Origin of the sequence: Pseudomonas typographi, from assembly GCF_014694385.1 — a bacterium.
Lineage (GTDB): Bacteria > Pseudomonadota > Gammaproteobacteria > Pseudomonadales > Pseudomonadaceae > Aquipseudomonas > Aquipseudomonas typographi.
Window position 1 is genome coordinate 167,389 of record NZ_JAAOCA010000003.1, and the last position, 23,899, is coordinate 191,287.

Genomic DNA, 23,899 nt, shown 5'->3' on the forward strand with positions numbered 1-23,899 from the left:
TCATTGCACCACCAAGGATTTTTCCGCTGGCGCCAGGTCACGCCCCCGCGCATAGGCCCGCTGCACCGCCGGCCGGGCCTTGATCCGTTCGCGCCAGGCGGCGATCGCCGGGTACGCGGCCAGGGCGATGCCTTGGCGCATAGGCTGTAGCCACGGGAAGATGGCGATATCGGCAATCGAATACTCGCCGGCCACGTACTGCCCACCGGCCAAGGCCCGTTCAAGCACTCCATACAAGCGTTCGGCTTCCCGCTGTAGCAGGTCCAGGGCGAACGGAATCGGCGTGGGGGCTTTTTCCCGGAACAGCTGTAGTTGGCTTAGGTAAGGCGTCACGTGGCCCACCTGCCAGAACAGCCATTGCTGCACCTGGTGATAGGCCGCGCTGCCGGCCGGGGGCAGCAGGCGCTGCTGCTGGCCGGCCAGATAGTTGAGGATCGCCCCGGACTCGAACAGCGACAACCCCGTGCTGTGATCGACAATGGCGGGAATACGGCCGTTGGCGCTGATGGCCTGAAACGCTTCGGCCTGTTGCTCGCCGGTACGGATGTTCACCGGCACCAGGCGGTAATCCAGCCCCAGTTCTTCGGCGAGGATGCCGACTTTAAGGCCGTTGGCGGTGGGCCAGTAGTAGAGGTCGATCATTGTCCGTAAGCCTCGATGGACGGTTCCATTTGTGATTTGTTGTAGGCCACCACGCGGCCGTCGTCCTGCACCCCGTAACGGCCCTCAAGCGACTCCAGCGGCCGGCCATAGAGGTGAAAATGCAAGGTGGGGGTTTGCCCATCGACCTGGATGCTGTGCAGGTCATCGCCCAAAAAGCTGATCGGCGTACCCGGCTGCACCACCACCTGGCGCGCCACTGCCAGCCGCGCCAGGGTGGGGTCGCTGCCGTCGTCTTCGCGCTGATACACGGTGTTCAGTTCCTGGCCCTGTACCGCCACGATCACCGCCCAGGTTTCGTGGTTATGGGCCACGGTGCGCTTGCCCGGCAGCAGTGAGTTCAGGTACAGCGTGGGGCCTTCGCCGTCATCGTTGAGGCGGTAGCGAAAGGCGCTTTTGCCCTGCCCCGGCGCGGGGGGTGGGAATTCATCGAAATTGAACAGTTCGGTGTGTGCGGTCAGGCCTTCGAGCAGGGCGGTGATGCGGCCAAGGGCCGCACGGTCGACACCGGCGGCGTCGATGGCGCGGATTTGCTCGAGAAAGCCCTGGATCACGGCGGCACGGGGGTGGCTCATGTGTCGTTCCTCTGGTGGCGGCGAGCGCTTCACACGCTCAAGTGATAGGGGCTGAGGTTGCGCAGCACGTAGGTGTCCGGTATGCGCCGGCGGCCAGGTTGGCCCAGGGCGTGCTGCAAAAACGCCTGGGTTCGTGCCTCGCCGGGATGGTTGAACAGTTGCTCGGCGCTGCCGTGCTCGACGATCACGCCGTGCTCGGTGAAATACACCTGGTCGCTGATGCCTTCGGCAAAGCGCATCTCGTGGGTCACCAGCACGCAGGTCATGCCCTCTTCGGTGAGTTCACCGATCACGTTGAGCACTTCGCCCACCATTTCAGGGTCCAGCGCGGAGGTGACTTCGTCGAACAGGATCAACTCCGGGCGCATGGCCAGTGCCCGGGCGATGGCCACCCGCTGCTGCTGGCCACCGGACAATTCGCCGGGAAAGGCCGCCGCCTTATGCTGCATGCGCACCTTGGCCAGCAGCGCCAGCGCCTGCTCGCGCGCTTCCCGCGCCGGCAACCCGAGTACCTTGCGCGGTGCCACGGTGAGGTTGTCGAGCACCGACAGGTGTGGGAACAGGTTGTATTGCTGGAACACGAACCCCACCCGCTGGCGCAGTGGTCGGTGGGCGGCCTCGCCGTGCAACTGATGCACGGCCGTACCAGCCACGGTGAGTTCGCCACGCTGCGGTTTCAAAAGCCCGGTGAGGCAGCGCAGGATGGTCGACTTGCCGGAGCCCGAGGGGCCGATGATCGACACCGCCTGGCCTTTGCCCACGGTCAGGTCGATGCCCTTGAGCACCGGCGTGGCACCGAAGGCCAAATGCACGTCGCGCAAGCGGACCAAAGGGGTGTCAGTGGAAGGCATAGCGGCGCTCCAGGCGTTGGGTGAGGCGGGAAATCGGAAAACACCAGGCGAAAAACAGCGCCAGCAAGCTGAAGTAGATCAGCACGGTGAAGGGGATGCGGTTAACGGTGTTGCTGGCGATTTGCGCGGTGTCGATCACGTCGTGCACGCCCACCAGCGAGGCCAGCGCGGTGCCCATGGTGATGATCGCGTAAAGGTTCATCCACGGCGGCAGCATGCGCGTGAAGCACTGCGGCAGAATCACCTGGGTGAACACCTGGGCGCGGCTGAACGCCATAGAACGGGCCGCCTCCCACTGGGTAGCGGGGATCGACCCCACTGCCCCACGGAGAATTTCCGCCACATTGGCGCTGGCCGGCAAGGCCAGGCCCAGGGTCACCTTCAGCCAGTCCGGGAACGCCAGGTAGCGGCCGAACAGGTGCACCTCGAATGGAAACACGTAGGTGGTGAAGTAGATCAGCACCAGCCACGGCGCGTTGCGAAACACCTGAACCCACAGCCGCGCCAGCGGGCGCAGCGGGGAGAAGTTAAGCGCGCCGATGAACAATCCGGCGGCGCTGCCAGCGGCGATGGCGGTCAGGCTGATCAGCACGTTCTGGCCCAGGCCCACCAGCAGCGCCGGTGCCCATTCAACCAATGCCGCGAGTGTGTCATTGGCCATAGCCGGGCATCCTCAGGCGCGCTTCGAGCCAGCGGCCAATAGCGTTTACCAGCAACCCCAGCGCGCCATAAAAGGCCAGCAACAGGACCATCATTTCGATCACGTTATCGCTTTGCGTCCAGATCATGATCGAGGCATACGTCACATCGTTGACCGCGATGGCCGAGGCGATCGCGGTCATTTTCACCAGGTCGATCAGGTTGTTCACCAAGGCCGGTAGGGCAAAGCGCAACGCCAGCGGCAACTGCACGTAGATAAACCGCTGCGGTGCGCTGAAGGCCAGCGAGCCTGCCGCTTCCAAGGTGGTCGCCGGCACCGCTTGCAACCCCGCGCGCAGGGCTTCGGCGTGGAAGGCGCCCTTGTGCAGGGAGATCACGATCACCACCCAGGCGAACGGCGTGAATGGGTTGCCAGTGCCCACGGCTTGGGTCAGCAGCATGTTCAACACCAAAAAGGCGCAGTACAGCTGCACCAGCGTCGGGGTATTGCGCGTCACATCGACGAACGCCCGCGCTGGCATAGCCAGCACAGGGCGCGGGCTGACCAGCGCACAGGCCAAGCCCAGGCCCACGGCCAGGCTGCCCAGCGCGGCGCATAGGCACAGCGCCAAGGTGGTCAGCGCACCATCGACCAGGCTGGCGCGGCTATAGGCATCGAACAAAAAACGGTAGTCCAGCCCCCACCCAGCCACTGCCTGCACCAAGGCATGCAGCGCCTCGTTCATGGTTGCGCCTCGGCCAACAGCGCACAGGCCGCAGCCACCCGCGGGCCCGCCTGGGCAACGGCGGCGGTTTCGGTGGCGATGGAAAACCGCAGCCAGGGCGAGAGCCCGTAAGCACTGCCGGCAATTGCCGCTACACCCTGTTCGAGCAGCCAGGCGACGAGGTCGGCGTCGCTGTCGATACGCTGCCCATCGGGGCGATAGCGCCCGATCAGCCCGGCGCAGCGCACGAACACGAAAAAACCGCCTTGGGGTTGCAGCACCTCAAGGCCTGGCACGCCCAGCAATGCCCCGACCAACAAATCGCGGCGTTCGCGGTAGGCGGCCAGGTGCTCGGCCAAAAACCCCAGGCCCCCTTCAAATGCCGCCAATGCGGCGGCCTGGCTCACCGAACTGGCGCCGGAGGCCGCCTGCGACTGCACCACCGCCATGGCCTTGGCCAAGGCCGCTGGCGCCGCACCGAAACCGATGCGCCAACCCGTCATGGCATAGGTTTTGGACACGCCCCCCACCAGTAGCGTGCGCCCTTGCAGGTCAGGGGCGATATTCAGCAGGTTGCGCGGCTGGCCGCCGTCGAAGCGGATATGCTCGTACAGCTCATCGAGCAGCACCCACACCTGTGGGTGGCGGCGCAACACGGCGGCCAAGGCGGCAAGCTCAGCGTCGCTGTACAGCGCCCCGCTAGGGTTGCCGGGGCTGTTGAGGATCAACCAGCGGGTGCGCGGGCCGATCGCCGCTTCCAATTGCTTGGGCAGCAGCTTGCAGCCCTGTTCCAACGGGCATTCAAGCAGCTTCGGCAGGCCACCGTTGAAGCGCACCGCGTCGGGAAAAGTCGGCCAGTACGGCACCGGCACGATCACCTCGTCGCCGTCGTCGAGGGTGGCGGCAAAGGCGTTGAATATTACCTGCTTGGCGCCGTTGGCGATCACCACCTCGGGCAAGCTGTACTGCAGTTGGTTTTCCCGCGCCAGCTTGGCCAGCACCGCCTCACGTAGGGCTTTCACCCCCGGGGTGGCGGTGTATTTGGTGGCGCCGGCCTGGATCGCCGCCCAGGCGGCCGCCTTGATGTGCGCCGGGGTGTCGAAATCCGGCTCGCCGGTGGTCAGGTCGAGGATGTCGTGGCCGCTGCCGCGCAGTTCATTGGCGCGGGCCTTGGCCGCGGCATTGGGCGAAAGGTCCACGCGCTGCACGCGTTGGGACAGGCGTAGGCTCATAGGGTGTCGTTCTCCAGGGCAATGACCTTGCCGGGGTTCAGGCGGTTGTGCGGGTCGAGGGCGCGCTTGATACGCCGCATCAGGCCCAGCTCAACGGTGCTTTTGTAGCGCGGCAGTTCATCGCGCTTGCGCTGGCCGATGCCATGCTCGGCGCTGATCGAGCCGCCGTGGGCGTGCACGTTGTCGTGCACCACCCGGCTTAGGGCGTGGTAGCGGGCCATGTGTGCGGCCACGCTCATGCCCCGCGGGCTGGCGATGTTGTAGTGCAGATTGCCGTCGCCCAGGTGGCCGAAGGTGTAATGGCGTACCCCAGGGAACTGCGCCTGCAATTGCACCGCGGTGCTGGCGACGAAGGCTTCGATACGCGACAGCGGCAACGAGATGTCGTGCTTCATGTTACGGCCTTCACGGGCTTGCGCTTCGCTCATGTGCTCGCGCAACTGCCACATCGCATGGCTCTGCGCCACGCTTTGGGCCAGGCTGGCGTCGGTGATCAACCCCTGCTCCAGGGCGCCTTCGAGCACCCGTTCCATCAGCGCCACGGCGTCGGCATGGTCGCCGTGATAAGACACTTCCAACAGCGCGTACCAGGGTTGCGTCAATCGGTCGAACGGCAACACGCTGCCGGGGAACTGCTCGGCCACTAATGCCAGGCAATCGGCCGCCATCAGCTCGAAACCGGTGAGCGCGGCGCTGAAGCCCGCGCGGGCATGGGCGAGCAAGGCGACGCCATCGGCCAGGCTGGCAAATGCCACGTAGGCCGTGGCGCGGCTGGCTGGCAGCGGGTACAGCTTGAGGGTGGCGGCGGTGATGATACCCAAGGTGCCTTCGCTGCCGATGTACAAGTCGCGCAGGTCATAGCCGGTGTTGTCTTTGCGCAGCCCGCGCAGGCCGTGCCATATCTCGCCTTCGGCGGTGACCACCTCAAGCCCCAGGGTCAGTTCGCGGGCGTTGCCGTAGCGCAGCACCGCGGTGCCGCCGGCGTTGGTACCTAGGTTACCACCCAGGGTGCAGCTGCCCTCGGCACCCAGGCTGAGCGGGAACAGCCGGCCGGCGCCTTCGGCGGCCAGTTGTACCTGGCGTAGGATGCAGCCCGCTTCGGCGGTCAGGGTGTCGTTGGCGGTGTCGACCTCGCGGATGGCGTTCATCCGCTCAAGGCTCACCAGCACCGCGCGGCCGCTGTCGTCTGGGGTGGCCGCCGCCATCAGCCCGGTGTTGCCGCCTTGCACCACCACGCAGGCGGCATGTTCAGCACACAGGCGCACCACCGCGGCCACCTGTTCGGTGCTGGCCGGGCGCACAAAGGCGCGGGCCTTGCCGTGGTAACGCTGGTGTTTGTCGCTCAGGCGCGCGCCGGCGGCAGCGCCCGGTTCAGCGTAGCGCTCACCGAGCAGCGCCACCAGGGCATGCAATAACGGGTCGGTCATTGGGCGGCCTGCAACGGCGCGGCGTCCCTGAATTTGTCGTGCAGCGCATACAACGCCGGCGAAGGTTCCATGCCGGTGCGCTTGCCCAACTCGATCAACCAACCGCTGCGGTGCCAGTCACGAATGATCGCATCCAGCCGCGCTTGGAAGTCATGCTCGCCCTTGCGCACCCACATCACCGAATTCGACGGAATCAGCTCGTTGGGCAGCGGGGTTTCGTAATCGGCCCATTCTCCCTGTTTAAGCAGTGCACGCATGGTCGGCGCTACGTGCACCGCCGCCACGCAGCCGTTGCCGCGTAGGCTCAACAATGATTCTGACTGGCTGCGGAAGGCTTTGATCTGTGCGCCGTACTGTTGCACCAACGGCTCGATGAAGTTGCTGCCCTGGGACACACACACCGGTTTGCCCGCCAGGTCGGCCCACTGGGTGATGCCGGCGCCTTTACGGATCACCGCCGCGCCACCGACTTGTTCATAAGGGGTGGGTGGGTAATCGAGAATCTGCGCGCGTTCGTCGGTGAACTGCATGTTGGCGATCAGCACGTCGACCTTGCCCTGCTGCAAAAACTGCACACGGTTCGGCGGCAGCACAGACACCGTTTCCACCTCCACGCCCAGGCGCTTGCCCAGTTCATTGGCCAATTCCACGTTGTAGCCCACCGGCTCACGGGTTTTCGGGTCCAGGGTGCCGAACGGCAGCCCGGTGAGCATTACCCCCACGCTGATGCGGTGGCGTTCATTGATCTTGTCGAGGGTGGCATCGGCACTGCCACTGGCCGCGTGCAGGGCGAGCCAAGGCGCGAGCAGCAGCCCGAGGGTTTTCAGTTTCATGCAGAGCGTCCTGTGTCAGAGGCCGAATTGGTCGGCGGGCAGCGGTTCGATGTGGTGGCGCTGTTCGGTGGCCACCAGCCAACCACTGCGGTGCAGCTGCTGGATGATCGGGTCGAGGCGGGCCTGGGTGTCGGTTTCGCCAAGGCGCGTCCAGATCACCGAGGGCGCAGGGTTGAGCTCTGGCGCCAATGCCGTGTAACCCTGCCATTCCGGGTTGTTGGCCAGTAACGGCTTGATCAGGGTGCCGTCATGCACGGCGGCAACACAGTTGTTACCGCGCAACGCCAGCAGCGATTCGGAGGAGCTTTTGAACGCCTTGATCGTGGCCCCTAGCTCGGTCAGCGGCTTGACGTAGCTGCTGCCCTGGGAGGTGCACACCGGCTGGCCGGCAAGGTCGGCCCAGGTTTTGATCGCACTTCCCGGCGGCAGCGCGGCGGTGCCCCCGACCTTGTAGTACGCGGTAGGCACATGGCCGAGCAGCGCGTCGCGCTCGGGGTTCCATTCCATGTTGGCGACCAGCAGGTCTACCTTGCCCTGCTGCAAAAATTGCACGCGGTTGGCCGGCAGCACCGGCACCAGCTCGACCTTCAAGCCCAATTGCCGGCCCAATTCCTCGGCCAAGTCCACGTTCAGCCCCACCGGCTGTTGGGTGGCTGGGTCCAGGGCGCCGAACGGCCCGCCGGAGAGCATCACGCCAACATTCAACTGCTGGCGGCCCTGGGCTCGCTCCAACGTGGCATCGGCCACTACCTGCCCGGCGCACAGCACGGCGAGCATACCCACACACAACCTTACAGCGCGGCACAGGCCCATGGGGCACTCCTTGAAAGCGGACGATCACGCTGCGGCATGCTAGGGAGGTGGCCACCGCAGGGGAAATTCAAATATTTCCTATCGTTATAACTTTCCACCCAAGGCCGGACGACTTCCTTGATATATACCCCGTAAAATAAGGGTTCACTTTGTTGCCGGGATTGAAATACATTACGAACCATTATTAGAAAATTGATGGCCTTGATATGACCCCTGCCCTGGACCTGGACCTGCTGCGCACCTTCGTGACCGTGGCCGATGCCGGCAGCTTCGCCGAAGCCGGCCAACTACTGGGGCGTACACAATCCTCGGTGACCCAGCACCTGCAACGGCTGGAACACAGCGTCGGGGTGGCGTTGCTGCGCAAGCAGGGGCGCAGCAAACAGCTCACCGACGCCGGCCGGCAATTGCTGCGCCATGCCCGGCAGATGCTGGCGCTCAACGATGAAGCAGTCGGTGCCTTGCGCCAGGACGGGCCCAGCGGCGTACTGCGCATTGGTTCACCACACGATATCGCCGACACCATCCTGCCGCCGCTGCTCACCCGTATCGCCCGCGCCGCGCCCAATGTGCGGCTGGAGATCGACGTGGGCCGTAGCCCGTTTTTGATGGATGACCTGCACCGGGGCAAGGTCGACATGGTGATTTCCACCCGCCGTGACGAACGCTTGCAAGGCTTGGCGCTGCGTACCTCGCCGGTGTGGTGGATTTGCGCTGCCCATTACCGCCATGACCCCAGCCAACCGCTGCCGCTGGTGTTGGTCGATGAGCCGAGCATTTATCGGCGCTATGCGCTCGAAGCGCTGGAGCGCGAGGGCATCGCCTGGCGCCAGGCCTACGTGGCCTCCAACCTGATCGGCATCAAGGCGGCGGTGCGCGCGGGCCTGGGCATCACCCCGCGCAGCATGGAGCTGCTCGGCCCGGACATGCGTGTGCTGGGTGAGCACCACGGGCTGCCGCGCCTGCCGGACGTGACCTATTACCTGTGGGTGCGTCCAGGCTCGGTGAACCCGCTGGTGCGCAAGGCCTACGAGCTGATCAGCGAGCCATAAGCGGGCGCCCCGGCGTTATAAGCTCAGTCGCAAACGGCATTTCAGCGCTACCGGCAGCGCCGCTAAAGTGCCGCGCACCGGATCACCGGCCCTTTCGTGCGCCCTGCGCGTCAAACCCACCCATGATCCGAGCGTGCCGCCGTGTTGCCAAAACGTTTCGCTTATTCCCTAGCCGTGCTGTTCACCACTGCCTTGTTGGCCAGCGCCCCGGCGTTGGCTGCCGACGGTTACCCCACCCAACTGCGCATCGGCTATCAAAAGGGCAACAGCCTGGTGCTGCTCAAAAGCCGCGGCACCCTGGAAAAAGCCCTGGCGCCCTACCACGTTGAGGTGCAGTGGCACGAATTCGCCTTTGGCCCGCCGCTGGTCGAAGGCATCAACGCCGGCAGTATCGATATCGGCTTCGTCGGCGCGCCGCCGCCGGTGCTCGCCCAGGCCGGCGCCGCACCGGAGGTGGTGTACGTGGGTTACAGCGAGCCTTACCAGGACAACTACGCCATCGTGGTGCCTAAGGGCAGCACCGCCAACAGCTTCGCCGACCTCAAGGGCAAGCGCATCGCCGTGGCCAAGGGTTCGGCCGGCGAATACCTGTTGCTCTCGGCGCTGGACCAAGCCCACTGGCCGTTGGCCGCTATCAACGAGGCCTACCTGGGCTACAGCGAAGGCCGCGCCGCGTTCGAGCGTGGCGATGTCGACGCCTGGGTGGTGCCCGACCCGCGCCTGGCCGACACCCAACTGGCCAACGGCGCGCGCGCCGTACTCAGCGCCCGGCAACTGCCGCCGCAATACAGTTTCTACATCGCGCCACGCGGTTTTGCCGAGCAGTACCCCAAAGCCTTGGCCCAGGTGCTGGCGCAACTGAATGCCACCGAGCAATACGCCAAGGCCCACCTCGATGACGCCGCGCAGGTACTGAGCGACGACACCCGGGTACCGCTGCCGGTGTGGCGAAAGGCACTGGCGCGGCAGAACTGGGGCGTGCACTACCCATTCCCGGCCGAGGTGGTGGCCAGCCAGCAGCAGGTGGCCGATACCTTCTACCGCTACCATTTGATCCCCAAACCGGTGCGGGTGGCGGACGCCGTGGTGGAGGTCAAGCCATGAGCCGGCAACTGCACCTGGGCGCGTTCATCATGGGCGTCGGCCACCACGCCGCCGCCTGGCGCTTACCGGGCGCTGCGCCGGCCAACCTGACCCGGCCGGGCTATTTCAAGGCGCTGGCGCAAACGGCGGAGCGCGGCAAGTTCGATTACCTGTTTTTTGCCGACCGCCTGGCGCTCTCTGACCGCTACGGCAACAACCTCGATGCCAGCGTGCGCTACCTGGCCGGCTCCCGCCTGGACCCAGTCGCCCTGCTGGGCCTGCTCGCCGGGGCGACATCGCGCATTGGCCTGGCGGCCACCGCCTCGACCACCTTCAACGACCCCTTTAGCGTGGCGCGGCGCTTCGCCACCCTGGACCACCTAAGTGAAGGGCGTATCGGCTGGAACATCGTGACGTCCACCAACGACGGGGAAGCGCTCAATTTCGGCGACCAGCCGATCCTCGAGCACGAGGCGCGCTACCGCCGGGCGAAGGAATTCGTCGAGGTCGCCCTAGGACTGTGGGACAGCTGGGAAGACGACGCCCTGCTGCACAACGGCCATACGGGCGAGTTCGCCGAGCCGTCACGGGTGCATTACCTCAACCACCAGGGCGAATACTTCAGCGTGCGTGGCCCGTTGAATGTGCCGCGTTCGCCCCAGGGCCGGCCAGTGCTGATCCAGGCCGGCTCTTCCGATACCGGCCAGGATTTCGCCGCCGAACTGGCGGATGTGATCTTCACCGCGCAGCCAGACATCACCAAGGCCCAGGCCTTTTACCAGCGGGTGCAGCAACGGGTACGCGAACATGGCCGCGCCGAGGGCGCACTGAAGATCATGCCCGGGGTGATGCCGTTCGTGGCCGCCAGCCGCGAGCAAGCGCAAGCGCGCTTCGCGGAGCTGGAAGCCAATGTGCACCCGCTGGCAGGCCTGGCGCTGCTGGCAGACAGCATGAACCACGACCTGTCGGTGTACCCGTTGGATGAACCGCTGCCGGCGCTGGCCGAGATTCGCGGCAACCAAAGCCGTTTCAAGCTGGTGCAGGAGCTGTCTCAGCGTGAGGGTTTGACCTTGCGCGAGCTGGGCAAGCGGTTTGGCGGCAGCCGCTCGCACCGGGTATTGGCCGGCACCGCCAAAGACATCGCCGATGACCTTGAACAGTGGTTCGAGGGCGGCGCCTGCGACGGCTTCAACATCATGCCACCGTACCTGCCCGAGGGGCTGGACACGTTCGTCGAGCAGGTGGTGCCCGAACTGCAACGGCGCGGCTTGTTCCGCCGTGATTACCAGGGCAGTACCCTGCGCGAGCACTTGGGCCTGGCCCGGCCGCCGAGCCGTTTCAGCCAGCGGGCGTAACACATGGTGCGGCGCCTTCACGGTGTTCAACGGGCCAACCGGCTACGCACGCGTGATTATGTGGTTATGCCGATACGGTCTTGGAAACCGCGGCGCCGCTGCCGCAGGGTGTAGGCCTTCATTTTCCAGTAAGGTAACTGCCATGACTGCCCAACAGCCCCTTCACCCCGTGCTGCCCATCACCCCCGCCGAACTGCGCCAGGCCTTGGCCGGTTCAACCGAACTGGCCGTGGTCGACGTGCGCGACCCCGGCGTGCAAGCCCGTGACGGGTATATCCTGCGCAGCGTGAACTTGGCGCTGAGCACCTTGGAGCTGAACCTGGTGCGCCTGCTGCCACGCCGGGCGGTGCCGATAGTGGTGGTCGACGGCGGTGACGGCGCGCTAGCCAAGCGCGCGGCGGCAGCGTTGGCCGGCTTCGGCTACACCCAGGTGCGCATCCTGGCCGGCGGCACCGCCGCTTGGCAACGCGAGGGCGGTGAGTTGTTCACCGGCACCAGCGCGTTGTCCAAAGGCTTTGGCGAGTTCGTCGAGCTGCATTACAGCACCCCGCACATCAGTGCCGAACAATTACATGAACGGCTCGAAGCGGGCGAAGACTTGCTGGTGGTCGATGGCCGCACCCTGAGCGAGTTCGAGGCCTTCAGCATTCCCGGTGCCTACGCCATCCCCAACGGCGAGCTGTTGCACCGGCTACCGGCCTTGCTGCCTTCGCCCACCACCACGGTGGTGGTCAATTGCGCTGGGCGCACGCGCTCGATCATCGGCGCACAAACCCTGATCAATGCCGGTTTGCCCAACCCGGTGGTGGCCCTAGAAAACGGCACCATGGACTGGCTCAAGGCAGGCTTCAGCCTGCAGCATGGGGTGCTCAATGCCGCCCCCGCGCCGGGCCCCGAGGCGCTGGGCGCGGCCGTCGAGGCCGCCGAACGGCTGCGCCGGCGGTTCGACCTGGCGCTGATCGACAGCGATACGTTGGCGCGCTACCAAGCCGAAGCCGAGGCCCGGGCATTGTACTTGCTGGACGTGCGCACATCGCAGGAGTACCGCCAAGGCCACCTGCCCGGTGCGCAATGGGCCGAGGCTGGGCAATTGGTGCAGGGCGTGGACCAGCATGTGGGTATCCAGCACGCGCGAATCGTACTCATCGATGATGAGCACGCGTTGCGCGCGGCGGTGGCCGGGTCGTGGCTGGCACAACTGGGCTGGGGCGAGGTGAGCATCCTGCCGCTGGCCACCGCCCAGTCCTTGGTGCGTGGGGCCCCGCAGCCGCCGTTGCCCGGGGCGGTGCCGCAGGTGCCGCTGGTGACCGCGCAAGACCTCGCCCCCGCGTTGCGGGCGGGCGAGGCCACCCTGCTCGACCTTGCCGACAGCCCGCGCTATGAGGCCGGGCACATACCCGGCGCCTGGTTCGCGGTGCGCGCCAAATTGCTTGACCGTGCGGCCAGCCTGCCCGGCAGCGGCCCGCTGATACTGACCTCCCCCGACGGTGTGCTGGCCCGCTACGCCGTGGCCGAATTGGCGCCGGTGTTGCGCCGGCCGCTCAAGGCGTTGGCCGAGGGCACCGCTGGCTGGGTAGCGGCCGGCTTGCCGCTGGACACCGGCCCCAGCCACCTGTGGGATGACACCGACGATGTGCCGCGCTCGCCATACCACACCGGTGGCGATCGCCTGGCAGCTTTCAAGGCCTACCTGGATTGGGAAGTGGGCCTGGTCGAACAAATCCAACGCGATGGCACCGTGGGCTTTTTCACCCACGCCCCGGCGGCGTGACCGTTCTGCCGCGGCCCCGCCAAGGGCCGCGGCAGGCAACCGTCAATCGAACGGCAACGGCAAGCCCAAGTGGCTGCGCAGTGTGCTGCCTTCATAGTCACGGCGAAACAGCCCGCGCTTTTGCAACTCCGGCACCAGGTGCTCGACGATCGCCTCGAGCCCTTCGGGGAAGAAGTCGGCGTTGAGGTTGAAGCCATCGGCGCCGCGCTCATTGAACCACTGGGCAATGGAGTCGGCGACCTGTTCGGGGGTGCCAACGATACTGCGGTGCCCGTTGGGGTTGCGTGCCAGCACTTGGCGTACGCTCAGGCCCTCGCGGCGGGCCAGGTCGAGCACTGCGCCAACGAAGCCCTGGCTGCTCTTGGCACCCGCGGCGTCGATCTGCGCCCAGGGCAACGGTGCGTCCAGTTCCAGCGCCTCGGCCGGTATGTTCAGCGCAGCGGCCAGGGTGCGCAGTTCTTCATCGAAACCGGACACCTCATCCAACCATGCCTTGCGCCGCTGCGCCTCTTCTTCAGTGCCGCCCAATATGGGAAACAGCCCTGGCAGGATCAACACATGGTCCGGGTTGCGCCCATGGTGGCTGGCCTGGGCCTTCAACTCGCGGTAAAACGCCTGCGCCGCTGGCAGGCTGTGGTTCACCGTGAACACCGCATCGGCGTGGCGGGCCGCCAGGGCGATGCCTTGCGGCGAACCCCCGGCCTGCAACAACACCGGCTGGCCTTGCGGTGAGCGCGGCACGTTCAGCGCGCCCTTGACCCTGTAGTAATCGCCCTGGTGGTCGATCGGCACGATACCTTGCAGGTCGGCGAAACGGCCACTGGCCTGGTCGGCCACCAGGGCATCGCGGCGCCAACTGCGCCACAGCCCCTTGACCACTTCCACCGCCTCGGCCGCGCGGCCGTAGCGTTCATCGTGCCCGGCCAATTGCTCCAGGCCAAACAGCCCGGCCGAATGGGCATTGCGAGTCGCTACCACATTCCATGCCACGCGCCCGCCAGAGACGTAATCGAGCGAAGCAATTTTGCGCGCGATGTTGTACGGGTGGTTAAAACTCGACGACACCGTGGCCACCAGCCCTACCCGCTCGGTGACCCGGGCGATGGCGGTCAGCGGTATGAATGGGTCCAGTGCTTGCCAGGGGCGCGACACCTCGGGCAGGCCGTAGTCGAAGCCGTCGGAGAAAAACACCGCGTCGAGCTTGCCGCGCTCGGCCAGGCGGCCGATGTTTTCGTAAAAGGCCAAGTCCAGAAAGGCCAGCGGGTCTTGGGCGACGCGCCATGAGGCGGGATGGCGGCCACTGTTGTTCACGTTCACGTTCAAATGCAGGGTGCGTGTACTCATGCTGTGGGCTCCTTGGCCTGAAGCTCGGCCAACGGTCGGTAGGGGTGGGCGACGCTCCAGGGGTCGGCAACGGCTTCTTGCAACAACCACCGCCCCAACGCGTGAGGTTTCCAGCGCACGGCGTCGTGCAAGGTATGGGTGCGGGCATCGCGCCAATAACGGTCCAGGCCATTGCCTTGGCGCGCCGCGCGGGTGCCGCCGATGTCGTACAGTTTGCTGGTGACGCTGAGCACCGCACGGGTACTGAGTATTTTGGCTTGGGCCACTTCGTAGTAGGCCTCCAGTACCTCGCGCAGGTCGCTGGCCGGCGACAGCAGCGCCAGCAGGCGCCCGGCGGCTTCGGTCAAGCGCCGCGCCGCGCGGGTTTCCAGGGCCAATTCACCGAGCAGGCTCACCCCCAGCGCATCGTCGGCGAACGCCGCCGCGCCGCTGCCGCGCCCACCGTGAACCTGGCGGGCCAAGGCTATGGCCTGTTCCAGCGCGGCCTCGGCTAGGCCGACGTCGATAGCCGCGTGCAACAGTTGGCTCTGCGCGGCGATGCGATAGGCCACCTGTGGGTCGCCGGGCAGGCGCACGATCGCCAAGGGCTGCACCGGCACCGCGGTGAACCGCGCGCTGCCCGAAGCGGTGGTGCGCTGGCCAAGCCCGTCCCAGTCGTCTATTACCTCTACACCCGGGTGCTGCCGGTCAACGATCACCGACACCACCTGCCCGGCGGCGTCCAATGCCTGCACGCTGATGTGATTGGCCAGCAGCGCGCCGGTGGCGTACACCTTGTGGCCATCCAGGCGCCACTGCTCGCCCTCGCGGCGCAACGCGGTTTGCGCCTGGCCCGGGTGGCTTTCGCCGGGTTCGGCGGTGGCATTGCCGAAAAAATCCCCAGCGCCCACCCGGCCCAAGTAATGCTCGCGCTGCGCCGGGGTACCGGCCAGGCGCAGGCGCTCCACGGCATTGAAGTGGTTTTGCGGTATTTGCCCCAGGCTACCGTCAGCGGCGGCCAGCAGCGCCAGCGCTTGCACCAGCACCTGCTGGTCGAAGCCCAGGCCGCCGTATTCAACGGGCACGTTCAGGCGCCAGAAGCCTAGCGCACGCAGCGCAGCGATGGCCTGCAGCGGGTATTGGCGCTGCTGGTCACGCTCGGCGGCGCCTTTGGCAATGGTGGCGCACAGTGCCTTGAGTTCGCCAATAAAAGCGTCTGCATGGGCCATGCTCATTGCACCTCGCGCGCCGGTACCGCTTGCTGTGCAGCGTTATAGCGGCCGTCGAAGCCCAAGCGCACATCTACCTTGCGCTTGATGGCGCCGCCGTCGTACAGCGCATCGGCGACCTTTTGCTCCTGGGCCAGCAGCGCGTCGTCGAACGGCCGGAAGGCACCGGCGCGCACCTGGTATTCGTAGGCGGCGCGCTCGGGGGTGAGCTTAAGCGTGGTTTGCAACACCTCGGTCGCCTCCGCCTGATGGTCGCGGTGCCATGCCCAATACCCGGAGAGCCGGCTGAAGTATTCTTCGAGCGCCTTGTTCTTGGCCGGGTCGGCCAGCACGTCGCTGCGCGCGGTCCATACGCCGAGGGCCGGAATGCCGGTGTCGCGGTCGTTGAGCAGTACCTTGGCGTCGCCTTTTTTAACCGCCGGCAGGATCGCCCCCAAGTCGCCGGAATATGCATCGGTTTGCCCCGACACGAACGCGGCGGCCGAGGAGGCGCCGTCGTTGAACTTGATCGGCTTGATGTCTTTTTCGGTAATCCCGGCCTTGACTAACGACACCAGGTATTGGGCGTGGTTGTAACCGCCGTAGTTCCAGGCCCAGGTATGCCCGGCCAACGCCTGCGGGGTGTCAATGTGCGCCGAGGTGCGCACGGCGGTGACCAGCCGCGCGAAGCTGGCCGAATAATCGTTGCGCCAGCCAGCGACGATTTTCAGCGGGGCGTTCTGCGCCGTCCATGGTTCACGGGCGTTGGCCTGCTCGATGGATAACGACGTATCGCCCATATGGCCCAGGTCGATCGCCTTGCCGTAGAGCGCCGACAGGTTGGCCGCAGGGCCGGTCAGCAATACCCATTTCACGTCGAACGAAGCGCCGTCGAGCACCCCGGACTTTTGGATCAGCGCCGGGAAGCCGGCATCTTGGTAAGCGATGTTGAGGGTCACGCGGTCGGCCGCGCCGGCGTGCGCCGACAGCACAACCGAGGCCGCTAGCAACAGGCCCTTGAGGGTGTGGTTCATGGGGTTTTCCGTATGGCAGTTGGGGGTTTCAGTGAGCGCTGGCCAAATGTTCCAGGATGCGGCGCTTGATGGCGTTGAACTCCGCCGAGGTGGTGTCGCGTTTGCGCGGCAGGGTCACTGGCACGTCAGCCTTGACCAGCCCGCCGCCCAGCACCAGCACACGGTCAGCGAGCAGCACCGCCTCTTCGATGTCGTGGGTGACCAGCAACACGCCGGGGCGGTGGCGTTGCCACAGGTCCACGACCAGGTCTTGGACTTTGCGCCGGGTGAAGGCGTCCAGTGCGCTGAACGGTTCATCGAGCAGCAACAGGTCGGGCTCGCGGTACAGTGCACGGGCAATGCCCACCCGCTGCGCCTCGCCGCCCGACAAGCTCACCGGCCAGGCCTGGGCTTTGTTGGCCAGCCCCACCTCGGCCAGCGCATCGAGGGCCCTGGCCTGTGCGCCGGGCTTGCGCGCGTCTTGCAGCACCACGTTCTTCCACACCCGCTGGGCCAGGATCAGCCGTGGGTCTTGGAACACGATGGCGGTTTTCTCGGCGATGCGCGCTCGCCCGCTGCTGGCCTGCTCCAGGCCGCCGATGATGCGCAGCAAGGTGGTTTTGCCAGTGCCAGAGGGCCCGACCAAGGCGACGAACTCGCCCTTTTGCAAGGTGAAGTCCAGCGCCTGGAGCACGGTTTGTTCGCCGTAATGTTTGCTCAGGCCGTGGATGTGCACCACCGGCGCGGCGCCAGCCAGGGGGCTTGGCGTGGCCGTGGCAAACCGTGGTGCGGCATTATGGCTGGTCATGGCGGGGCCTCCAGGTCAGAAGAACGCGCTCCAACTGGCGCATGATGATATCCACCAACACACCCAGCAGGGCGTAGATCAAGATGCCGGCGATGATGATGTCGGTGCGTTGGAACTGGTTGGCGTTATTGAGGATGTAGCCCAACCCTGCACTGGAGTTGATCTGTTCGGCCGCCACCAACCCCAACAGCGCGCTGCCGGCAGCGTAGCGCCAGCCCACCAGGATCGACGGCATGGCCAAGGGCAATACGATCAAACGAACTTGTTCGGCACGGCTCATGGCGAAGCTGTTGCCCAGTTCCAGCAGCTTTTTGTCGATGCCGCGAATGCCGTGGTAGGCATTTAGATACACCGGAAAAATGGCCGCGCCTACGATCAGCAACACCTTGGCAAGCTCGCCGATGCCGAACCACACCACGAATAGCGGTACCAAGGCGATGAAGGGAATGGTACGGACCATTTGCAACGGCGCGTCGTAGAGGCGCTCGGCATGGGCCGACAAACCGGCGATCACCCCCAGCACCAGCCCTAAGCCCCCGCCGATGGCCAAGCCCAAGCCGGCGCGGGCCAGCGATACCGGCAGCGCCGCCTGTAACTCGCCGGTGTGCCACAGTTCTTGGTAGGCCAGCAAAATGTGCCAGGGCGAGGGCAGCACGAAGTCGTCGAGCCAGCCCAGGCTGGCACACAGTTGCCAGGCCACCACCAACACCACCGGCACCAACAGCCGCAGCGCGGCGCTGGAACCGTGCGCGCGGCTGGCAGGCGCTTGGCTGTCGAAACGGTATTCGAGGGTTTTCACCGTCATCGGCCCGGCCCCTCCCCGGCCGCTGGGCGGCCTTGCTTGAACAGGTAACGCATGAGCACGGCTCCGTGGCAGAACGAATGTGCGGCCGACTATAGGCACGGAAATTAACCACCGGCCAATACGCTACGGCACTATCGTTATGCCGATAGCGAAGGGCGCGGCACGCACTTTTCGGCCCGTGCGCCACCGCTGGAAGTGTGCGTTGGCAACATATTCTTATTCACAAATAGTATTGGATCGTTCTTTTTTAGATCCAATAGATTGGTGCCCTTATCACATCTAATAAGGCCACCCGTACCATGCGCGCACTGCCCACCACTCGCCGTTTGTTCACTGCCGTACTGCTCGCTGGCGCTGCCTGGCATGCCCAGGCGGCCGATCTCACGGTCGGCTTCCAAACCGGTGTAGACCCCAGCAAAGTGCCGCAAGCCGATGGCGCCTATGAGAAAGCCACCGGCCAGCGCATTGACTGGCGCCGTTTCAACAGCGGGCCGGAAGTGGTCACGGCGCTGGCCTCCGGCGACGTGCAAATCGGCAACCTGGGCTCCAGCCCGTTGGCGGCGGCCGCCTCGCGCAAATTGCCGATCGTCGCGTTCATCGTCTCAGCGCAGATCCACTCCTCCGAAGCCCTGGTGGTGCGTAACGGCAGCGGCATCGACAAACCCGAAGACCTCAAGGGCAAGACCATTGCCACACCGTTCGTGTCGACCTCCCATTACAGCCTGCTGGGGGCCCTCAAGCATTGGGGTTTGGACAGCAAGCAAGTGAAGGTGGTGAACCTCAACCCCACGGAAATCGCCGCAGCTTGGAAGCGTGGGGACATCGACGGCGCATTCGTGTGGTCGCCGGCCCTCGGCGAGATTCGCAAAACCGGCAAAACCCTCACCGATGCCGCCGAAGTCGGCACCTGGGGCGCGCCGACCTTCGAAGTGTGGGTGGCGCGCAAGGATTACGCCGAGAAGCACCCCGAGGTGATCGCCCAGTTCGCCGGCGTGACCCTTAAAGCCTATGCCGACTACGCCGCGCACAAGGCCGAGTGGACGCCAGAGTCGGACCCCGTGAAGAAAATCGCCCGGCTGACCGGCGCCAACGCCAGCGACGTGCCTGAGTTGCTGGCCGGCGCCGCCTATCCCGATGCCCAAGCGCAAACCAGTGCCACGTTACTGGGTGGCGGCACCGCCAAGGACATCGCCGGCACCGCGGCGTTTCTCAAGGAGCAAGGCAAGATCCCCGACGTGTTACCCGATTACAGCCCTTACGTCAGCGCCCAATTCATTCAGTGAGCCGCAGCCATGGCGACCCTCGAACTGCACCGCGTGAGCGCCCACTATCCAGGCGCAGCGCAACCGGTACTGCATGACCTATCGCTGCAACTGGGCCCCGGCCAGTTGCTGGTGGCGCTGGGCCCTTCCGGCAGCGGCAAGACCAGCCTGCTCAACCTCATCGCCGGCTTCGTGGCGCCGAGCGCGGGGCGGCTGACGCTCGATGGCCAAGCGGTGCACGGCCCTGGCGCGGACCGCGGGGTGGTGTTCCAGGACGATGTGCTGCTGCCCTGGCAGAACGTACTCGCCAACGTCGCCTTCGGCCTACAATTGGCGGGTGTATCGCGGCGCCAGCGTGAGGCCAAGGCGCGTGAGCTGCTTGCGCTGGTTAACCTTACAGGCTTCGAGCAACGCAAGGTGTGGGAGCTTTCCGGCGGCCAACGCCAGCGGGTGGGCCTGGCCCGCGCCCTGGCCGCCGACCCGCGGGTGCTGCTGATGGACGAACCGTTCGGCGCGCTGGACGCGTTCACCCGCGAACAGATGCAGGTGCTGCTGTTGAACGTTTGGCGGCGCACCGGTAAACCGGTGTTCTTGATCACCCACGACATCGAAGAGGCGGTGTTCCTGGCCACCGACCTGGTGCTGCTGGCACCACACCCGGGGCGCATCGTTGAGCGCCTGGCGCTGGATTTCGGCCGCCGCCATTCGGCTGGGGAACCGGCGCGGGCGATCAAATCGGACCCCGCCTTCATCGCCACCCGCGAGCATGTGCTGGCCCAGGTGTTCGCCCAACAACCCCAACTGGAGGCCACCCCATGAGCGCACTGGAACTGCCTGCCAGCCCGCCGGCCGACGCCGCCACACCGGTGCCACGGCAGCGCGACAAAGGCACCCGCTGGGTGAGTGCCGCCACGGTGGCGGCGCTGTTGTTCAGTTGGTGGGCGGTGACCCACCTGGGGTGGATCGACCCGTTGTTTTTACCCGGGCCTGGGGCGGTGCTGGCCAAGGGCTGGGAGCTGTTGAACCAGGGCTATATGGATGTGAGCCTGTGGCGCCACCTGGGGGCGAGCCTGGGGCGCATCGGCATTGGCCTGGTGGCGGCGGTGCTTACGGCCATTCCGTTGGGCCTGGCCATGGGCCGCCAACGCATTGTTCGGGGTATTTTCGACCCGTTGATCGAGTTCTACCGGCCCGTGCCGCCGCTCGCTTACCTGCCGCTGATCGTGATCTGGTGTGGGATTGGCGAACTGTCGAAGGTGCTGCTGATTTACCTGGCTATTTTCGCGCCCATTGCCATCGCCACCGCCAGCGGCGTGCGCACCGTAGACCCGGCGCGGATTCGCGCCGCGCAGTGTTTGGGGGCCAGCCGCGCACAGTTGCTGCGCCACGTGATTTTGCCCAGTGCGCTGCCCGACATCCTCACCGGCCTGCGCATCGGCCTGGGGGTAGGCTGGTCTACCCTGGTGGCCGCCGAGCTGATCGCCGCCACCGAGGGGCTGGGCTTTATGGTGCAGTCCGCGGCACAGTTCCTGGTCACCGATGTGGTGATCCTGGGCATCCTGCTGATCGCGATCATTGCCTTCGCCCTGGAGCTGGGCCTGCGCGCCCTGCAGCGGCGCCTGGTGCCGTGGCACGGGCAGTCCCATTGACCCTTGTTCAGCCGAGTAGCCACTTATGGCTTTTACCCTTCGCCCTTTAAGCCCAGCGCTTGGCGCAGTACTCGACGGGCTGGACCTGCGCCAGCCCTTGGGCGATGCCGACCTGGCCCGGTTCGAGCAGGCGCTGCTCGATCACCAGGTACTGTTTATGCGTGGCCAGCAGCTTACGCCGGCCCAACACATGGGTTTCGCCCAGCGCTTCGGCGAGCTGCACATTCACCCGATCTACCCCCACCTACCGGAGCAGCCGCAGATCCTGGTGCTGGACACCGCGGTCACCGATGTACGCGACAACGCCTTGTGGCACAGCGATGTGAGCTTCCTGCCCAAGCCGGCGATGGCCGGCGTGCTGTTGGCCCGCGAGGTGCCCGCCTACGGTGGCGACACCCTGTGGGCCAGCGGTACGGCCGCCTACGAGGCGCTGAGCGCCCCGCTCAAACGCCTGCTCGACGGTTTGAGCGCCACCCACGACTTCAGCAAGTCGTTCCCGCTGGCACGCTTCGGCAACACCCCCGAAGCATTGCAACGCTGGGAAGCCACCCGCCGGCGCCACCCGCCAGTGTCCCACCCGGTAGTGCGTACGCACCCGGCCAGTGGGCGCCCAGCGCTGTTCGTCAACGAAGGTTTTACCTTGAGCATCAACGAGCTGGAGCCCCATGAAAGCGATGCGCTGCTCAGGTTGTTGTTCCAGCACGCGACCCTGCCGCCGTTCTGCGTACGCTGGCAATGGCGCACCGGCGACCTGGCTTTTTGGGACAACCGCGTGACCCAGCATTACGCGGTGGACGACTACCGCCCGCAACGGCGGGTGATGCACCGCGCGACGGTGTTGGGGGATGCGCCACACTGAGGGGCGGGTATGCCCCGGCGCTATTTGACCGCGTGTTCAGCAGCGCTTAGGGTAGCGCCCCACTGTGAGGAAACGTAACCATGGCCGCCCGCCCCGCCTTGCCCCCCACCGTTTACCTCCTGGGTTTGACGATCTTTTCGTTGGTCACCGCCGAATTCATGGTCGCCGGCATGCTGCCGGCCTTGAGCGAGGCGTTTTCGGTAAGCCTGGCCCAGGTGGGCAACCTGATCGCCTTCTACGCCCTGGGCATGGCCGTGGGCGGGCCACCGGTCACGGTGGTGCTGCTGGCCTTGCGCGTCGGCCATAAGGCCGCACTGGTGGGTTTGCTGGCACTGTACGTGGCCGCTGGGGTGATGGCGGCACTGGCCGAAAGCTACCCGGTGCTGGCCTGGGCACGGGTGATCATGGGGGTGACCAGCGCTACCTGCATCGGCCTGTGCATGACGGTGTGCGCCGGGCTGGTCGCGCCCCAGGTGCGCGGGCGCGCGGTGTCGGTGGTGTTGGCCGGGTTGATGCTCTCCCCGGTGGCGGGTGTGCCGCTGACCACCTGGGTGCAACAGCACTTCGGTTGGCGTGCCAGCGGCTGGCTGGTGGTGCTGCTGGCGTTGCTGTGTACCTGGCTGGCGGCGTGGCGCCTGCCCGCCTCGCCTGCCGGCAGCGCGCCGCCGTTGCGCGAGCAACTGCGGGCATTGAATAACCGCCGCCTATGGGCGGCCTACAGCACCAGCGGGCTGATCATTGGCGCCACCTTTGCCGCCTTCAGCTACTGCGCGCCGATTCTCATCGACGTGGTGGGCGTGAAACCTGCGCAGGTGGCCCCGCTGCTGGCGCTGTATGGTGTGGCCAACGTGTTGGGCAATATGGTCGTCGGCCGGGTCGCCGACCGCCACACCCTAGGTGCCCAGGGCTGGGGCCTGGCCTTGCTGGTACTGGCCCTGGCGGCGCTGGCATTAGTAAGCGGGCCCCAGTGGCTGAGTTTGGTGTGCTTCGTCGCCATCGGCCTGACCGGCGTGGCACTCAACCCTGCCATGGTGGCCCGGGTAATGAACGCCGCCGAACCCGGAGCGCTGGTCAACACCCTGCACACTACCGTGATTACCACGGGCCTCGCCTTTGGCAGTTGGGCCGGCGGCTGGGTGATCGATGCCGGTTTTGGCCTGCGCGCGCCACTGTGGGTGGGCGCTGGCATGGCCCTGCTCGGCTTGCTCAGCCTATGCCCCGCATGGATCACTGCGGCGCAGCGCCCGCCATGCGCCGATGCTCTATAATGGGGTCACAGCCACCGGCATGTTTAGCCAGGCCTATTGTTGTGATAGAGAAAACCCACTGACCCTTTTCACCGGGTTGTGGTCGATTCATTAAGGCCGGGTGGCGCAGCCGCCATCCGCTCATTGTCACCTAAAAGGGGAGAAACCTTATGGCCGTTGCCAATACCAAAGCCGAACTCAAGACCGTCGCTAACGTCAAGGCTAAAGCCGAGCAGCCGGAAGACACCCGCATCGAGAACCAAGCCGAAGTCGGCAAAGCATTGGCGGTGCTGTTGTCTGACGTGTTCGCGCTGTACATCAAAACCAAGAATTACCACTGGCATATGAGCGGCAGCCACTTCCGTGACTACCATTTGCTGTTGGAAGAACAAGCCACCCAGTTGTATGCCATCACCGACGTGATCGCCGAGCGGGCGCGCAAGATCGGCCAACCTACCGTGCGCTCGCTTGAGCAAATGGTTCAGCTTAAGCGCCTGGCCAGCAGCGAAGTCGAAGGCCTGACGCCTGAGCAAATGCTGATTGAACTGCACGACGATAACCAATCGCTGGCAGCGTTCATGCGCTCCACCCACACGATTACCGACGAAGCCAACGATATTGCCACCACCAGCTTGCTGGAGGAATGGGTCGACCAAGCCGAAGAACGTGCCTGGTTCCTCGGCCAAACCGTCGGTCAATAACACTGCAC

The 23,899-nt window shown here is 65.6% G+C and carries 24 protein-coding genes; 10 read left to right on the plus strand and 14 right to left on the minus strand.

Features of this window, described 5'->3' with window-relative positions:
- From HAQ05_RS03250 to HAQ05_RS03290, 9 genes are read right to left on the minus strand one after another with little or no spacing between them, the layout of a single operon-like run.
- Positions 1-642: a glutathione S-transferase family protein gene (locus HAQ05_RS03250; protein ID WP_190417316.1), complete on the minus strand. Its 642-nt coding sequence runs from the start codon at positions 640-642 to the stop codon at positions 1-3.
- Positions 639-1,235, minus strand: a complete 597-nt coding sequence (locus tag HAQ05_RS03255) for a cysteine dioxygenase family protein (RefSeq protein WP_190417318.1) — start codon at positions 1,233-1,235, stop codon at positions 639-641. Before HAQ05_RS03255 ends, HAQ05_RS03250 begins: the two co-directional genes overlap by 4 nt.
- Positions 1,236-1,264: 29 nt before the next feature.
- The gene (locus HAQ05_RS03260; protein WP_190417320.1) at positions 1,265-2,086 is read right to left on the minus strand and encodes an amino acid ABC transporter ATP-binding protein; all 822 of its coding nucleotides are present in this window, start codon (positions 2,084-2,086) and stop codon (positions 1,265-1,267) included.
- Positions 2,073-2,747, minus strand: a complete 675-nt coding sequence (locus HAQ05_RS03265) for an amino acid ABC transporter permease (RefSeq protein ID WP_190417322.1) — start codon at positions 2,745-2,747, stop codon at positions 2,073-2,075. Before HAQ05_RS03265 ends, HAQ05_RS03260 begins: the two co-directional genes overlap by 14 nt.
- Entirely contained in the window at positions 2,737-3,471 is a 735-nt protein-coding gene (locus HAQ05_RS03270; protein ID WP_190417324.1) for an amino acid ABC transporter permease, read from the minus strand. Before HAQ05_RS03270 ends, HAQ05_RS03265 begins: the two co-directional genes overlap by 11 nt.
- Entirely contained in the window at positions 3,468-4,682 is a 1,215-nt protein-coding gene (locus HAQ05_RS03275; RefSeq protein ID WP_190417326.1) for an aminotransferase class I/II-fold pyridoxal phosphate-dependent enzyme, read from the minus strand. The genes HAQ05_RS03270 and HAQ05_RS03275 overlap by 4 nt, the downstream gene beginning before the upstream one ends.
- Positions 4,679-6,109, minus strand: a complete 1,431-nt coding sequence (locus HAQ05_RS03280; protein ID WP_190417328.1) for an FAD-binding oxidoreductase — start codon at positions 6,107-6,109, stop codon at positions 4,679-4,681. The genes HAQ05_RS03275 and HAQ05_RS03280 overlap by 4 nt, the downstream gene beginning before the upstream one ends.
- The gene (locus HAQ05_RS03285; protein ID WP_190417329.1) at positions 6,106-6,942 is read right to left on the minus strand and encodes a transporter substrate-binding domain-containing protein; all 837 of its coding nucleotides are present in this window, start codon (positions 6,940-6,942) and stop codon (positions 6,106-6,108) included. Before HAQ05_RS03285 ends, HAQ05_RS03280 begins: the two co-directional genes overlap by 4 nt.
- A 15-nt stretch (positions 6,943-6,957) precedes the next feature.
- Complete coding sequence (locus HAQ05_RS03290) at positions 6,958-7,755, minus strand: transporter substrate-binding domain-containing protein (RefSeq protein WP_190417331.1); 798 nt, start codon at positions 7,753-7,755, stop codon at positions 6,958-6,960.
- A 206-nt stretch (positions 7,756-7,961) separates the two neighbouring features.
- Here HAQ05_RS03290 and HAQ05_RS03295 point away from each other — a divergent pair, with 206 nt between their 5' ends.
- The 4 genes from HAQ05_RS03295 to HAQ05_RS03310 all read left to right on the plus strand — a co-directional run bounded on the left by HAQ05_RS03295 (position 7,962) and on the right by HAQ05_RS03310 (position 13,016).
- A complete protein-coding gene (locus tag HAQ05_RS03295) occupies positions 7,962-8,807 on the plus strand; it encodes a LysR substrate-binding domain-containing protein (RefSeq protein ID WP_190417333.1) in 846 nt (281 codons plus the stop codon).
- Between the two features lie 144 nt (positions 8,808-8,951).
- On the plus strand, positions 8,952-9,911 hold the full coding sequence (locus HAQ05_RS03300) for an aliphatic sulfonate ABC transporter substrate-binding protein (RefSeq protein ID WP_190417335.1): 960 nt from the start codon (positions 8,952-8,954) through the stop codon (positions 9,909-9,911).
- The gene (locus HAQ05_RS03305; RefSeq protein WP_190417337.1) at positions 9,908-11,245 is read left to right on the plus strand and encodes an LLM class flavin-dependent oxidoreductase; all 1,338 of its coding nucleotides are present in this window, start codon (positions 9,908-9,910) and stop codon (positions 11,243-11,245) included. The genes HAQ05_RS03300 and HAQ05_RS03305 overlap by 4 nt, the downstream gene beginning before the upstream one ends.
- A 142-nt stretch (positions 11,246-11,387) precedes the next feature.
- Positions 11,388-13,016 (plus strand): rhodanese-like domain-containing protein, encoded by a 1,629-nt coding sequence (locus tag HAQ05_RS03310; protein ID WP_190417339.1) that lies wholly within the window; start codon positions 11,388-11,390, stop codon positions 13,014-13,016.
- 42 nt (positions 13,017-13,058) lie between these two features.
- On the opposite strand, the gene HAQ05_RS03315 is transcribed toward HAQ05_RS03310, so the two are convergent.
- From HAQ05_RS03315 to HAQ05_RS03335, 5 genes are read right to left on the minus strand one after another with little or no spacing between them, the layout of a single operon-like run.
- Entirely contained in the window at positions 13,059-14,360 is a 1,302-nt protein-coding gene (locus HAQ05_RS03315; RefSeq protein ID WP_190417341.1) for an LLM class flavin-dependent oxidoreductase, read from the minus strand.
- Positions 14,357-15,568, minus strand: a complete 1,212-nt coding sequence (locus tag HAQ05_RS03320; RefSeq protein WP_190417342.1) for an acyl-CoA dehydrogenase family protein — start codon at positions 15,566-15,568, stop codon at positions 14,357-14,359. The genes HAQ05_RS03315 and HAQ05_RS03320 overlap by 4 nt, the downstream gene beginning before the upstream one ends.
- Before the next feature lie 2 nt (positions 15,569-15,570).
- Positions 15,571-16,581 (minus strand): ABC transporter substrate-binding protein, encoded by a 1,011-nt coding sequence (locus tag HAQ05_RS03325; protein ID WP_190417344.1) that lies wholly within the window; start codon positions 16,579-16,581, stop codon positions 15,571-15,573.
- Between the two features lie 28 nt (positions 16,582-16,609).
- Positions 16,610-17,368, minus strand: coding sequence for an ABC transporter ATP-binding protein (locus HAQ05_RS03330; RefSeq protein WP_190417346.1), 759 nt, complete (start codon positions 17,366-17,368; stop codon positions 16,610-16,612).
- Positions 17,355-18,173 (minus strand): ABC transporter permease, encoded by an 819-nt coding sequence (locus tag HAQ05_RS03335; protein WP_190417348.1) that lies wholly within the window; start codon positions 18,171-18,173, stop codon positions 17,355-17,357. The genes HAQ05_RS03330 and HAQ05_RS03335 overlap by 14 nt, the downstream gene beginning before the upstream one ends.
- A 299-nt stretch (positions 18,174-18,472) precedes the next feature.
- Here HAQ05_RS03335 and tauA point away from each other — a divergent pair, with 299 nt between their 5' ends.
- The 6 genes from tauA (at position 18,473) to HAQ05_RS03365 (ending at position 23,891) form a co-directional block, all read left to right on the plus strand.
- Positions 18,473-19,456, plus strand: a complete 984-nt coding sequence (gene tauA / locus HAQ05_RS03340) for a taurine ABC transporter substrate-binding protein (protein WP_190417350.1) — start codon at positions 18,473-18,475, stop codon at positions 19,454-19,456.
- 9 nt (positions 19,457-19,465) lie between these two features.
- The gene (gene tauB / locus HAQ05_RS03345) at positions 19,466-20,254 is read left to right on the plus strand and encodes a taurine ABC transporter ATP-binding subunit (RefSeq protein ID WP_190417352.1); all 789 of its coding nucleotides are present in this window, start codon (positions 19,466-19,468) and stop codon (positions 20,252-20,254) included.
- Positions 20,251-21,084 (plus strand): taurine ABC transporter permease TauC, encoded by an 834-nt coding sequence (gene tauC / locus HAQ05_RS03350; protein WP_190417354.1) that lies wholly within the window; start codon positions 20,251-20,253, stop codon positions 21,082-21,084. The genes tauB and tauC overlap by 4 nt, the downstream gene beginning before the upstream one ends.
- A 25-nt stretch (positions 21,085-21,109) precedes the next feature.
- A complete protein-coding gene (tauD, locus tag HAQ05_RS03355; RefSeq protein ID WP_190417356.1) occupies positions 21,110-21,943 on the plus strand; it encodes a taurine dioxygenase in 834 nt (277 codons plus the stop codon).
- An 80-nt stretch (positions 21,944-22,023) separates the two neighbouring features.
- Positions 22,024-23,211: an MFS transporter gene (locus HAQ05_RS03360; RefSeq protein WP_190417358.1), complete on the plus strand. Its 1,188-nt coding sequence runs from the start codon at positions 22,024-22,026 to the stop codon at positions 23,209-23,211.
- A gap of 149 nt (positions 23,212-23,360) precedes the next feature.
- On the plus strand, positions 23,361-23,891 hold the full coding sequence (locus tag HAQ05_RS03365) for a Dps family protein (RefSeq protein ID WP_190417360.1): 531 nt from the start codon (positions 23,361-23,363) through the stop codon (positions 23,889-23,891).
- Positions 23,892-23,899: the final 8 nt, after the last annotated feature.